This is a genomic window from Streptococcus urinalis 2285-97 (genome assembly GCF_000188055.2).
Taxonomy (GTDB): Bacteria; Bacillota; Bacilli; order Lactobacillales; family Streptococcaceae; genus Streptococcus; species Streptococcus urinalis.
Genome location: NZ_AEUZ02000001.1, coordinates 137,943 through 150,916, shown reverse-complemented (window position 1 = coordinate 150,916; position 12,974 = coordinate 137,943). Strand labels below are relative to the sequence as shown.

General features: G+C 34.9%; 13 protein-coding genes and 1 pseudogene. All 14 read right to left on the bottom strand.

Features of this window, described 5'->3' with window-relative positions; translation table 11 throughout:
* Positions 1-3: 3 nt before the first annotated feature.
* Positions 4-342 carry a hypothetical protein gene (locus tag STRUR_RS00710; RefSeq protein ID WP_006739027.1) on the bottom strand — a complete coding sequence of 113 codons (339 nt, stop codon included), beginning with the start codon at positions 340-342 and terminating at the stop codon, positions 4-6.
* 10 nt (positions 343-352) lie between these two features.
* Positions 353-841, bottom strand: coding sequence for an FMN-binding protein (locus tag STRUR_RS00705; protein ID WP_006738455.1), 489 nt, complete (start codon positions 839-841; stop codon positions 353-355).
* Between the two features lie 115 nt (positions 842-956).
* Positions 957-3,116: pseudogene (locus tag STRUR_RS11810) on the bottom strand (phosphoketolase family protein); the annotation flags it as partial.
* A gap of 114 nt (positions 3,117-3,230) precedes the next feature.
* Entirely contained in the window at positions 3,231-4,322 is a 1,092-nt protein-coding gene (gene ulaG, locus STRUR_RS00690) for an L-ascorbate 6-phosphate lactonase (protein ID WP_006739545.1), read from the bottom strand.
* A gap of 175 nt (positions 4,323-4,497) precedes the next feature.
* Positions 4,498-5,082, bottom strand: a complete 585-nt coding sequence (locus STRUR_RS00685) for a transglutaminase domain-containing protein (protein ID WP_006739590.1) — start codon at positions 5,080-5,082, stop codon at positions 4,498-4,500.
* Between the two features lie 159 nt (positions 5,083-5,241).
* Positions 5,242-5,613, bottom strand: a complete 372-nt coding sequence (locus STRUR_RS00680) for a hypothetical protein (RefSeq protein WP_006739370.1) — start codon at positions 5,611-5,613, stop codon at positions 5,242-5,244.
* A gap of 54 nt (positions 5,614-5,667) precedes the next feature.
* The gene (locus tag STRUR_RS00675) at positions 5,668-6,291 is read right to left on the bottom strand and encodes a hypothetical protein (protein WP_006738863.1); all 624 of its coding nucleotides are present in this window, start codon (positions 6,289-6,291) and stop codon (positions 5,668-5,670) included.
* A 245-nt stretch (positions 6,292-6,536) separates the two neighbouring features.
* Positions 6,537-8,198, bottom strand: coding sequence for a BglG family transcription antiterminator (locus STRUR_RS00670; RefSeq protein ID WP_006740269.1), 1,662 nt, complete (start codon positions 8,196-8,198; stop codon positions 6,537-6,539).
* Positions 8,199-8,334: 136 nt separating this feature from the next.
* On the bottom strand, positions 8,335-9,051 hold the full coding sequence (locus STRUR_RS00665; RefSeq protein WP_006740277.1) for an L-ribulose-5-phosphate 4-epimerase: 717 nt from the start codon (positions 9,049-9,051) through the stop codon (positions 8,335-8,337).
* Positions 9,051-9,914: an L-ribulose-5-phosphate 3-epimerase gene (locus STRUR_RS00660; RefSeq protein ID WP_006739101.1), complete on the bottom strand. Its 864-nt coding sequence runs from the start codon at positions 9,912-9,914 to the stop codon at positions 9,051-9,053. Before STRUR_RS00660 ends, STRUR_RS00665 begins: the two co-directional genes overlap by 1 nt.
* Positions 9,915-9,919: 5 nt before the next feature.
* The gene (locus tag STRUR_RS00655; RefSeq protein WP_006738534.1) at positions 9,920-10,585 is read right to left on the bottom strand and encodes a 3-keto-L-gulonate-6-phosphate decarboxylase UlaD; all 666 of its coding nucleotides are present in this window, start codon (positions 10,583-10,585) and stop codon (positions 9,920-9,922) included.
* Between the two features lie 21 nt (positions 10,586-10,606).
* Positions 10,607-11,092 (bottom strand): PTS sugar transporter subunit IIA, encoded by a 486-nt coding sequence (locus STRUR_RS00650; protein WP_006739936.1) that lies wholly within the window; start codon positions 11,090-11,092, stop codon positions 10,607-10,609.
* 109 nt (positions 11,093-11,201) lie between these two features.
* Entirely contained in the window at positions 11,202-11,480 is a 279-nt protein-coding gene (locus STRUR_RS00645) for a PTS sugar transporter subunit IIB (RefSeq protein WP_006739463.1), read from the bottom strand.
* A gap of 40 nt (positions 11,481-11,520) precedes the next feature.
* The gene (locus tag STRUR_RS00640) at positions 11,521-12,963 is read right to left on the bottom strand and encodes a PTS sugar transporter subunit IIC (protein ID WP_006739011.1); all 1,443 of its coding nucleotides are present in this window, start codon (positions 12,961-12,963) and stop codon (positions 11,521-11,523) included.
* Positions 12,964-12,974: the final 11 nt, after the last annotated feature.

Genomic DNA, 12,974 nt, shown 5'->3' with positions numbered 1-12,974 from the left:
TGCCTAACCTTTTACATATCCTGTTGGATCAAAATGCCCATTAAAATAAGAATCAAATAAATCTTTTGTTTTATATTTAGCCGCAGAAGTTGCTAAGTAGATTGATTGAAATTCCTGATTAGTCATCAGTATTGATTTATCGCCTTCTTGAAAGCGTCTAACCATAGAATTAGCTATAAAGGGAGAATAATTCCTTTCAATCTCATCTAATGCATTTTGTATTAATGGCAATTGCTGATTCATTAATTGCCGACCTCTTTTTGAATCAATACTAACAATGGTTAGTGTAAAAGGAATCGTCATCGATTCAATAACTTCATATGCTCTGAAATAGTTATCCATCCTATCGCCTCTAGCTTTCTGCTTGCGTGATTGCACTTTGAAGTGAGCCTGTAAATCCTTTATAAGTCTCTGTTGCACCAGAAACTTGATCTATATTGGCACTTTGTGCACTTAAAGCTTCACTTTTATAGACGGGTAAAACTTGCTCATTTATCATAATTGATTTTTGATGACTATCTGGATAAGCTAATACCTTAATTGAACTTATCTTTCCTGAGCTGATGGTAATTTGCACTTGGACATCGCCCCATTCTGTACTAGTCGAATCACCTGTATAGGTACCATCTTTTAATGTTGAACTGCTAGAACTTTTTTCTGAACTAGAAGATTCTGTACTACTTGAGCTGGTATCTGAACTACTTGTTTTCTGACTCGCTTGATTTATTGTTGTCTGACTTTCTGCTTCCGTTTTATTTTTAAAAAATAAGACATAGCCATCGATAAAAGCTGCCACAATAGCAATGCTTGCTATTAAATAACCTATAATCTTTTTTCGCATGTAACTACCTCCTTAAATATTTAGAATGATTATAATTATCATCTCTTAAAATTGTCTTAATTTTTTAGACGTTAATCAAAACAAAAAAAGATGACCGAAGTCATCTTTTTATTTTTTATTGGTTGATATTTTCCCAAGTCCAATCACGAACTTCTGGAATATCATCACCATTTTCTCTAATATAGGTTTTATGATAGGCAATCGTATGATCCATTTCTTCAGCAAAATACTTGGCTTCTTCTGCTAAAACTGCCGTAGCCGCTTCTTTTGCCATATGGTAACGATCCATTTCTAACATTACTCGCATATCAAATGGTGTTGTGATATCCTCATTTTCACGATAACCATGGATATAAACATTGTGATTGTCACGGTTAAAGAATAAGTCACGAATTTGTCCTTCATAGCCATGATAAGCAAAAACAATTGGTTTAGTCTCTGTAAATAATTGGTTAAATACTTTATCACTTAGCCCTCTCGCATCAACTTTTGGTGAGCGAAGTTTTAAAATATCAACAACATTAATAAAGCGAATTTTTATGGTTGGAAATGCTTTGTGAAGTAATGAAATGGCTTCCAAAACTTCTAAATTAGGTTCTGTACCAGCTGCTGCAAAGACAACATCTGGTTCTTGACCTTGGTCATTTGAAACCCAGTCAATAACTTTATGACCTTCTCTGACAAGTTCTCTAGCTTCAGAAACAGAATAAAATTGTGGTCTTGGATGTTTTGAAGTTACAATAACATTGACTTTATCTTCGTCAGATAGAGCTTTTTCCATAACTGCGAATAAAGAGTTACTATCAGCAGGTAAGTATTCTCTAATAAATTCAGGTGTTTTTTCACCCAAATGTGTTAGTAAACCGGGATCTTGGTGCGTATAACCATTATGATCTTGTTGGAATACTGTTGAAGTCGCAATAAGGTTTAAAGATGGATAGTTTTTACGCCATGGTGCATGAGTTTTTGATTTTCGTAACCATTTGAAATGTTGTGTAATCATTGAATCAACAACTCTTAAGAATGATTAATAAGAAGCAAAGAATCCATGACGACCTGTTAAGACGTATCCTTCTAAAAAACCTTCAGCTTGGTGCTCAGACAACTGTGAATCAATAACACGTCCCGCTGGTGATAACCATTCATCGTATTCTGGATGACGACGACCCAACCATTGACGGTTAGTTGCTTTGAAAACTTCATTTAGTCAATTTGATTTTGTTTCATCAGGCCCAAAGATTCTGAAATTATCTGAGTTTGCTTTAACAAGGTCAGCTGCGTATTTCCCAAATTCAATCATATCTTGTTTAATAACAGCACCTGGCTTACTAGTATCAATTGCATATTTTTCCCAGTTAGCTAAATCTAATTTTTTAACAATACCAGCATTTGTAACAGGGTTCATTGACATTCTTTTTGGACCTGTCCATCCCTTAGGAATACGAGCAATAATAACTGGCCACACTGCTTGGCTAGCATCTTCAGAAGTATTTTGTCTAGCTTTTTCTTGTATGGCTTTTATTTCTTCAATAACCCTATCAAGTGTTTCTGACATGTCTTGATGAAGACTATTTGGATCTTCTCCAGCTACAAAATAGGGTTTCCATCCTAATCCTTTGAAATAATCCGTTAATTCTTCATCTGTTTTACGTTCTAGAATGGTTGGGTTATGGATTTTACCACCATTAAGATACAAAATAGGTAGAACCGCACCATCATTCACAGGATTAATAAAAGTATTTGAGAACCATCCTGCATTTAAAGGACCTGTTTCCGCTTCACCATCTCCTATAACTGTTGCAGCAATAAGGTCTGGATTATCTAAGATAGCACCTGTTGCGTGTGATAAGGCGTAACCTAGTTCACCACCTTCATGAATAGAACCTGGTGTCTCTGGTGCAGCATGAGATGCAATTCCCCCAGGAAATGAAAAGATTTTACAAAGTTGTTTTAATCCAGACTCATCTTGTGTTATTTCTGGATATAATTCTGTATAAGATCCATCAATATAGGAGTTTGAAACCATGACTTGTCCACCATGCCCAGGACCTTCAATATAAAACATATTTAAGTCATATTTATTGATTACACGATTTAGATGAGCATAAATAAAACTTTGTCCAGAAATTGTGCCCCAGTGTCCAATGGGATGAACTTTAACATGATCTTTTGTAACTTCTCTTCTCAATAATGGATTATCTTTGAGATACATTTGTGCAACTGAAATATAGTTTGCAGCACGCCACCAGGCATCCACTTTATTTAAATATTCCTTTTAATTATAGTCTATCATCTCGTTATTTCCTCAATTTCTTTTTGTGATTTTTTTAACTTATTTAGATTAAAAATTTCCGCACATCGCAAGACATGCGGAAAAATTCAATATGAATTAAAGCAAAGCTTTAAATTGAATGTTTGAGTCTTCTAAGAAGCAATCATCAAATCCACGTGGGTGATGATATTCAATTCTATTTTGATCTTGTGGATAAGTGTATTTTCCACCAACTTCCCAGATAAATGGATGGAAATCATATTGAAGACGTTCTTTACGCATTTTCCAAAGTTCCAAAATTTCATCTGTTGAAGCCATAAAGTTTGACCAAATATCATAGTGAACAGGAATGATTACTTTTGCACGGAGATTTTCAGCCATACGAAGCAAGTCAACTGAAGTCATTTTGTCTTGAATTCCTAGAGGGTTTTCACCATAGTTATTCAATGCAACATCAATTTTGAAATCACGTCCATGTTTTGCAAAATAATTTGAGAAATGAGAGTCTGCACCATGATAGATTGTTCCGCCAGGTGTTTCAAAAACATAGTTTACGGCTTTACGTGCCATTTCTTCATCAGTAACAGCTAGTCCTTTTAATTCTCCGTCTTGTGCATCAGCACCTTCAACTGGCAAAGTGACAAGACAAGTGCGGTCAAATGATTCAACTGCTGTAATCTTCATGTCTTTTAATTCGATACTGTCACCAGGTTTGACTATAATAATTCGATCTTCTGGGACTCCCCATTTTTTCCAAATTTCACCACATTCGTATGGACCAATAAATTTTACATGATCTAATTTTGGATTATTAACAATAGCAGCTGCTGTATTGATGTCAATATGATCACTATGGAAATGTGATACAAGGTAGTAATCTAACTCATTAATGGCAAATGGATCAATTACCATAGGTTGCACACGGAGATTTGGTTGCAACTTACGAACACCTGCCATGTTAGCCATTTGATGTCCGCGTACCATGTCTTTTACTTTTTTAGTTGATTTTCCACGGTTTGACCAAAGGTCCATAACGATGTTGGCTCCACCAGGTGTTTTCACCCAGATACCACAGTTTCCTAGCCACCACATTGCAAAATTGCCTTCTGGCACAACTTCTGCTTCAATTTCTTCATTCAACCATGTTCCCCATTCTGGGAAAGTGCTTAGAATCCATGATTCACGTGTAATATCTTGTACTTTAGCCATTTGTTTTTCCTCCAAGATTTAATAACCTTTTTTATACACTCTTAGTATAAACTCTCTAAGGGAGGGAAAAAAGACCAAGTCTCACACATTTATGTGTTCAAAAATGTGCTGTCAGTTTCTTGATTGAGGAAAGGGAACACTTACTAAACATTGATCTATTTGGTGTTCTATTAACTTAAATCATTTGACTTGAAAGGGCTACTCCTGCATGATTTCTAAGAACAGTTCCAGATTGAGTCGCAACTGGTAGACTTCTATTGTAGCCTTGATAATCTTCATTTGAAATATTATAAACGGCATTCCAACGGTGCGTTTTTTTCATAAAATCATTGCCACGCAATGTAAAAGTATGGTTTTTACTTGTCTTATCGATAGTATCATTCCACGTTAGGTCAACATGATAAAACTTGCCATCAACTTTGACAATATTCCAAGCGTGAAGGCTATCAGCACCCATATACGGATCTCCAAATCCTTGGATGTAATAAACGTCAAGACCTGCTAATTGTCCCATATCTTTGAACATTTGTGCATACGCCTGACAAACAGCTTCTTTATCTTTAATAAATACGTACGGTGTTTGCACAGATATACCTGTTTGTGTGTAACCACCAACTTTTGTATTGGCATAATGGAAATTGGTCATGATGAAATCTTGAATCTTATCAATTTTAGTGACCTCAGAGTCAGTGGCTGAGATATTATCTTTCGTCCATTTTCTTAGATACTGCAGATATTCTTGGTGCTGTTCTTTTGTCATATAATAATCTGGAACTAAAGTAATGGTAACATCATCTTGATTTTGATAGCCAGCTAAGGACCAGGTGAATCCTTTAGAGACCCCACGCGCATTTGGACTGTCAGAAATATTATTACGAATAAATTGACTTACAGCAGATTTAATATCTGGTCCTAAGTTTTATTGCTTCAAGTTAAATCTTATTTGTTTAGCATATAAACGATAAGCTTCATCAGCTTTTTCTTTTAGCGTTGCTAAATCACTAACTTGACGTAAATCCACATCATTTTTGTAATAATCAGTCAAGTTGACCTTAGTATAATCCTTTAAATTGTAGCCTTCATTTTTCAAATCTGCTAATGTTGGTGTATTAGGGTCCATTAGTGCTGAACTTGGTTTTGCTTCAACATTACGATTTGCAGTAGAATGATAAGTTTCTAATATAGCAATGTTTTTACGAATAGTTTCGGCATTCCGTTTTAATATCTCAACATTTGCATTTGTTGTGATAGCATTTTGGTTGATATAAGCAACCAATGCTTTATTTAACACTAAAATTGTTGTATTTGTTACTTCTAAATTTTGATTTAATTTTTGAAAATTAATTTAAGTTGATTTCCAATTTGCAACAATTGCTTGACGCTGATTATCAAGTTGGTCTAAATGTCTAAGTTCTTCTTGGTGAATTGTTAAGAATTGCTGACTCGTTTTTAATTGTGACAGCTGATTTTCATATAATTTAAATTGTTCTTGAAATTTTTGAACATTTGTCGATATGATTGGATTACTTAAATCAGCCTTTTCAACAGCTTGATTAACTTGTTCATGCAGTTGTGGAACTTCCTGTTTTAATTGTCCTAGTACCTTTTGATTGTCTGGACTTAGTTCAGTTTGCTTATTGACAGTATCCAATCGTTTGTACTCATCAACTAAAGCTTTATGATTTGCTTCAAGTGCCTCATAATCTTGTCTGTAAGATTCTAAATGTTCTGGAAAAGTATTGTCTTGGTTCTCAACTGAAGTATTTGAGTCATTCTCATTTGAAGCTACATTTAAGTCAGCTGAAGTACTGTCATTATTAACCTGTTTTTCCCCAGTCACAGTGTTAATAGCATAAGGAACTGTTTCTGTTCCATTTTCCATATCAGCTTTGACAGTAGTTGTCGCAGCCATTGTTACTAGTCCTACTCCCAAAGCAATGCTAGCTAGTGTCCTAAATCTTTTTGTCATCAAAAAAATCTCCCCTTTTTATTTTATTATAAATATATCTTATATATTTACCACTTTATTTTAATTTATGTTAAGCTAATGTCAATTAAAGATGGCAATATGTCATAAACGACTTAAAAATAGTCAAAAACAGTAAAAAGTCTAATCTATCACTTTACAAATAAAAATATTTTAGAGTAAAAAAAAACGGCCCAGTACCTTTTAAATTGCTTTTTAGGTATCTGGGTAAAAGCTAATCTTTAACATTAGCGATAGATATCTAATAGTAGTTCTTGATTGATAATCTTTTCAATCTGAGATTTTAGAACGTAAAGGTCTCCTTCATCTTTGATATAGGGTCTTATACATTTTTCAATTGCAGTTGAAATATCATTATCAGATACTTGACCTTTTTGTCTGACAAAGCGGATTAATCTGATCTTATCATTATCAGTGAGAATACTATGAACTAATAAGGTTGGGATTGGTGAATCAAGGGCATCTGTAGTTGTAATAACCAAATCCGAGGTAATTAAATCTCTAACACTATGGAACTGCTCAGTGGTAAAGACTGCTTCAATGTCATGATTGGGTAAATATTGTTTACATTGTTGTAAGAGTAATTTTTGTAAACCTATGCCATCATCACAAACTAAGATGATAGTCCTCTTTTGTTCCTGACAATGACTCCGTCTCACTTCGCCACCAATATGAACCGTTATATAAGAAATATCATCATCGTTCAGTTTAATTGACCAAGCTTTTTCTAAAATCGAAACAGCACTTTGAGTCATTTCAAATAATGCTGCATATTTTTCTTTGATGTACTCTGTCAATGGATTGCTTGAAAATATGCCATAATTTTTTCGGTATACTAAGGCCTTACAATGGGTTAAAAGCTGGTCAAGCAATAATTTCTTATGATTGAATTGTAATCCATAGTGACTCGTCAATACATCTAGAAAGGTTACCAGAGTTAACCGCATATCATCATAATCATGACTTTCAAGATGACTGTCTCTATCTTTTCTAAAAGACAGCAAAAGCATTGCGATAATACCAATTTCATTATAATCTAGCTTGAATTGATAAGAATCCTCTAAATATTGTGCTAAACCATTGGCAAGGGTATATTCCTTGCGTTTATAAATCAGATCAAAGTCTTGATGTACCGATTCTTTTTCTAAATCCGTCAAGAACATATTTCGATAACAAAGCAAAATATAGGGAAAACTTCTAATCATAAATTGCACGTCTTGACTATTGATTTTTTTTCCAAGTTGACTTTGTGAGTGCATCAAATATTTGCCAACATCATCTAGAACAACTTGAGGAAAATAGTCCTCAACAGCAATAAAAGTACGTAACTTTTGATTAAAAAGTTTTACAAAATTTTGATTAGCTTGGTTATCGATATCGCTTAAGAGTTTGTAAAAGAATTGAAATTTTGATAGCGGATGAGATTCTAAAAAATACCCGCAAGTTTTGGTTGCAACAAGCTTAATTTGAAATTGTTCATTTTCAAGATGCCGCCTAATATCATTTAGATCATTTAAAACAGTGTTACGCGACACTTCTGTCAATTGCATTAACTTATCTATTGTCACGCGTTCCATAGAAACTGCAATAAAAGCTGTTATGAGTTGCATTCTCTCTTCAACGCTCATAACATAACTATAATCATCTATGTCAGCTAATAAATCTTTACAAGCTTCTTTTTGATCTTGATCAAGAACAACTCCTATCCTTGGATAAGAGATAATCTGGTTCACTTCTTTAGGCAGTGCTTCATTAATTTTATCAAGATGATAATAAATTTTACGTCTTGACTGACCCAAAGTCTTTGAAATAGCCATTACCGTTTCAGGTTCTTCCAATTTGATAAGATAGAAAAGGAGCTCATAACTTTTTTTATCTAAAATAATCATTATATCTTCCTTTCAACCACTTTCCTCTCTTTAGTTTACCATAAATTCATACTATTTTAAGCTTTTCATTATTTTTTCATTTTTTCTAAAAAAACACTAAAAGGCGACAAAGTCGCCTTAAACAATGGTTAACAAATTAATGAGCATCACCTTTTTGACCATAGTATGCATTTGGACCATGTTTGCGAAGGTAATGTTTATCCATGATATATTTTGGAGCTGGTTCAACTCTTGGGTTAATCTGCTCAGTGAAACGGTTCATTTTAGCCACTTCTTCTAAGACAACAGAATGATAGACAGCTTGCTCTGGTGTTTTACCCCAAGTAAATGGACCGTGGTTACGAACGACAATGCCTGGAACTGCCATTGGATCTAAACCACGATTCGTAAATTCTTCAAGGATTACTGTACCTGTTTCTTTTTCATAAGCAGAATTTACTTCATGTTCAGTTAGTGAACGCGCACAAGGCACTGGCCCATAGAAATAGTCTGCATGAGTGGTTCCATAAAAAGGAATATCACGACCTGCTTGAGCCCAACCAACTGCTTCAGTTGAGTGTGTGTGTACAATACCACCAACTTCTGGCCATGCTTTATAAAGCTCAACATGAGTGGGTAAATCAGAAGATGGATTTAAGTCACCTTCGACAATATTGCCATCTAAATCGGTAACAACCATATTTTCGGGAGTTAATTTATCGTAATCAACGCCTGATGGTTTGATAACAATCAAACCTAATTCTCGACAAACTTCAGAAACATTGCCCCAAGTAAATTTTACTAATCCATGTGCTGGTAATGATTTATTTGCCGCACACACGCGTTCTCTCATTTCTCTTAAATCTTTTGCCATTATATTAAACCTGCTTTCTCAATGAGTGGATACAAGAATGCTTGTGCTTCTTTGATTGCATTGCGTGTTTCTTCAACTGTATCACAATTTTCAGACCACATTTCAATTAAAAATGGACCATTATAATTTGTCTTTTTAAGGACATCAAACATTGATTCCCAATCAACACAACCTTGACCAAAAGGAACATCTCTAAATTGTCCTTTGGAGTTTTCTGTAACAGCATAAGTATCTTTTAAATGTAGGGCTGCAATTGATTGATGTCCATTATAAAATTCACTCCATAAATCATTGTGCCAAGCTGAGACATTACCAGTATCTGGATAAACAAATAAATAAGGTGAATCAATTTCTTTTTCTACAGCCAAGTATTTTTCAATGGAATTGATAAAAGGATCGTCCATAATTTCAATTGCAAGGATAACTTGAGCCTCTTCTGCCCAAGTACAAGATTGTCTCAAATTTTTTATAAAACGAGCTCTTGTTTCAGGTGATTTTTCTTCATAATAAACATCATAGCCTGCTAATTGAATAGTCCGCACACCTAGATCCTGTGCTAACTCAATACATTTTTTCATTAAATCTAATGATTTTGCTTCAATTTCAGGATCATTTGACCCTAAAGGATAACGCCTGTGTCCTGAGAAACAAATAGTTGGAATGCGAACACCTGTTTCATAAATAGCTTTAACAATATCAAGACGCTCCTCTTTAGTCCATTCTAAACGTGCTAGGCGGTCATCTGATTCATCAACAGACATTTCCACGAAGTTAAAGCCAAGTCCTTTTGCAAAATTAAGACGCTCTAGCCAAGACATTCCTTTTGGAGTAGCCTTTTCATAAATACCAATTGGGCGAGTCATATTTCTTACCCCCAAATACGTTTAATTTCATCTTTAAAGTCACGTGCAGCTTGAGCTGGATTTGCAGCTTCAGTAATACCACGTCCTGCAATAAAGGTAAATACATCAACACCTTCAAATAACTTTAAGGTATCAACTGACAAACCGCCTGTTACAGAAACACGGAAGCCCATTTCAATTAATTTCTTCACTTTATTAAGGTCTTTTTCACCCCAAGTTTCACCAGCAAGTAGCGCATCGCGTGATTGGTGGTAAATTGCTTGTGATATACCAGCATCTAACCATTGTTGTGCTTGTTCAAAAGTCCAATCACCGTAAAGTTCAATTTGGATTTCACCTTTTTCTCCACGTTCTTCTTTGATTGCTTTAAGGGCAGCTTTCATCGTTGGAATCGTTGCACAACAAATACAAGTCATCCAGTCAGCTCCTCGTTTGGCATTGTTGGCAGCAACTGTACCACCAGCATCGGCACATTTTGTGTCAGCAACAATTGTTTTTTCTGGGAATAAGCTACGAAGTACTTCTACTAATTCACTACCAACTTGTAATAAACAAACTGTACCAGCTTCAATAACATCAACTTCATTGCCAACGGAAACGGCAGCTTTAATAGCTCCTTGTAAATCAGAATGGTCTAAGGCAACTTGTAAATTTGGTAATTGTTTGGTCATTTTGAAACTCCTTTTTTCTCTTTAACTTTCTAAGTCAAGTCCTTCTAAGTAGGGACTGTTTTTTGATTCTTCAACCATTGCAAGAACTTCATCAGCTGTTTTGCAATCAACTAATCGTTGAATGGAATCCTCAAGTTCAAATAAAGCAATGATTTGTGGAATAGCCACAGAAGTATGAATCTTTGAACTTGTTGCAGCTAAAGCAAGTAACACTTGAACATCTTTTCCATCTGAAAACTTAACAGGTTCTGTCAATGTTATTAGTGAGAAAGCATCTCTTTTAACACCAGCTTCAGGTCTTGCATGAGGCATGGCCATACCAGGCATTAAAATATAGTAAGGACCATGTTCGTTAGTAGAGTCAATAATAGCATGGTAATATTCTTCAGTAACAGCACCACTTTCAATCAGTGGTTGAACAGATAATTGAACTGCTTCTTCCCATGTAGAAGCACTGAGACCTAGTCTTATTGAATCATTTTCAATAAAAGCTTTTTTTAAGTTCATATCGTTTTCCTTTCTTGATTCTCTATTGAGATCAATTTTCTCTTTCCATTTTTCCTTTAAAGATAAAGAGTTGGGAAATGATTTTCACAACTCTTTATTAATATTTCAACTATAATATAGCTTGCAATTTTGTTTTGATTTCATTATCATCCATCAAATTGTCTAAGCCAACCAAGTGTCCTTGTGTACGGCCATCTAATTCATGAATAAGATGATTTGATGCGACAACGATATCATAACCTGAAGCCAAGCCTTTTGCTTCACCGACTGAGCATGATGCAGATTGGATATCTGTAACACCAAGTTGACGAAGTGCATTTTCAACTTTCATTTTAATAACCATTGATGAACCCATGCCATTTCCGCATGCAGTAAGAACTTTAACCATTGTTTTTTCCTCCATTATTAATGTTTTTTGACTTTAATCATTAATCTTCTGCTTGAGCTTCACCACGATAATAAGCTTCTTTGTCTTTAGCTTTAGCAAATTGTAATTGTGGAATAGCTAAGAAGAAGAGACAAGCAATAACGTATCCTGCAATACCAAGGTATTTAAAGATATAACCAATTGGTAACCATGGTAAAACAAGGTCGATATTTCCATGGTAACCACCTTTAAGGCCTAAGAGACCAACAGCGATGGCACCAAGTGCAACTTGTAAAACACCAGAGATGAATGATAAGGCAACTGCTGCTTTCCATCCACCACGTTTATCAGCATAAACTGCAATTGCAGCGTTATCGAAGAATACTGGTACAAATCCAGTAATAATTAGAATTGGATTTTTGAAAATAACGAGAAGAGCAATTGTGATTAATTGTCCAATCAAACCAAATGCGAATCCTGAAAGTACAGCGTTAGCAGATCCAAAACCATATGAAGCAGCAACGTCAACCGCTGGGAATGAACCTGGAAGTAATTTATTAGAGATACCTTGGAAGGCATTTGTCAATTCAGCAACGAACATTCTAACACCTTGCATCAAAATGAAGAGATAAACAGAGAATGTTAGTGATGTTTGAAGAATATACATGAAGAATGCTTGTTTTGCTGGAACAAAAGCTCCTGGACCGATCAATTTCACATTTGACATAATATCTGGACCAAGCACAGCTAAGATACCACCAAAGAAGACAAGCATTAACGTTGCTGAAGCAACAACAGTGTCATGGAAAATAGATAGGAATGCTGGTAATTTTAAGTTATCAAGATTTTCTTCTTTTTTACCAAAGAATGGAGCCACTTTATCAACAAACCAAATAGCAAATTGTTGTTGATGTCCAATAGCAAATCCACCGCTACCTGTTAAACGTTGTGTTGGTTCAACAGTCATATTTGAACTTACTGCCCAATACAAACCACAGATAATACCAACTGCCCACGCTCCAAAAGCATTTTGGAATTTTGGAATTAACAATAGTACAAAGACAGAAATCGTTGCTGCTTGTTGTACCATGATATGACCAGTGATAAATAGAGTACGTACTTTTGTAATCTTACGAAGTGCAACTAATAGAATATTAACACCAAATCCTATCAACAAAGCTGTTGTAGCAACACTTATGAATCCCATTGTTTCAAGTTTTGCATTGGCAGCAGCTAAACCAAAATAAGGATCAATAACAGCTGCTTTCAAATGAAACTTACTAGCTAATGCCACTAAGATTGGTCTAAATGTGCTAACAAGTCCACCTGCACCAACATTCAAAATTAAATAACCAACTGTGGCTTTTATAAAACCAGCAAAGACTTCATGAAATGGCTTTTTCAAAAGTAGGTATCCAATTAAAACTAAAAGACCTACAAAGAATGCTGGATTTTGCAAAATATTTTGCGAGAACCAATTTAGGGGAGCTAGGATAATATCCATGACGACTACCT

Coding starts and splice junctions, on each gene's coding strand:
- STRUR_RS00710 (WP_006739027.1), bottom strand. CDS start 342: ATGGATAACTATTTCAGAGCATATGAAGTTATTGAATCGATGACGATT.
- STRUR_RS00655 (WP_006738534.1), bottom strand. CDS start 10,585: ATGACCAAACAATTACCAAATTTACAAGTTGCCTTAGACCATTCTGAT.
- STRUR_RS00645 (WP_006739463.1), bottom strand. CDS start 11,480: ATGGTTAAAGTTCTTACTGCATGCGGAAATGGCATGGGTTCATCAATG.
- STRUR_RS00665 (WP_006740277.1), bottom strand. CDS start 9,051: ATGGCAAAAGATTTAAGAGAAATGAGAGAACGCGTGTGTGCGGCAAAT.
- STRUR_RS00685 (WP_006739590.1), bottom strand. CDS start 5,082: ATGACAAAAGAACAGCACCAAGAATATCTGCAGTATCTAAGAAAATGG.
- ulaG (WP_006739545.1), bottom strand. CDS start 4,322: ATGGCTAAAGTACAAGATATTACACGTGAATCATGGATTCTAAGCACT.
- STRUR_RS00670 (WP_006740269.1), bottom strand. CDS start 8,198: ATGATTATTTTAGATAAAAAAAGTTATGAGCTCCTTTTCTATCTTATC.
- STRUR_RS00660 (WP_006739101.1), bottom strand. CDS start 9,914: ATGACTCGCCCAATTGGTATTTATGAAAAGGCTACTCCAAAAGGAATG.
- STRUR_RS00675 (WP_006738863.1), bottom strand. CDS start 6,291: ATGACAAAAAGATTTAGGACACTAGCTAGCATTGCTTTGGGAGTAGGA.
- STRUR_RS00650 (WP_006739936.1), bottom strand. CDS start 11,092: ATGAACTTAAAAAAAGCTTTTATTGAAAATGATTCAATAAGACTAGGT.
- STRUR_RS00640 (WP_006739011.1), bottom strand. CDS start 12,963: ATGGATATTATCCTAGCTCCCCTAAATTGGTTCTCGCAAAATATTTTG.
- STRUR_RS00705 (WP_006738455.1), bottom strand. CDS start 841: ATGCGAAAAAAGATTATAGGTTATTTAATAGCAAGCATTGCTATTGTG.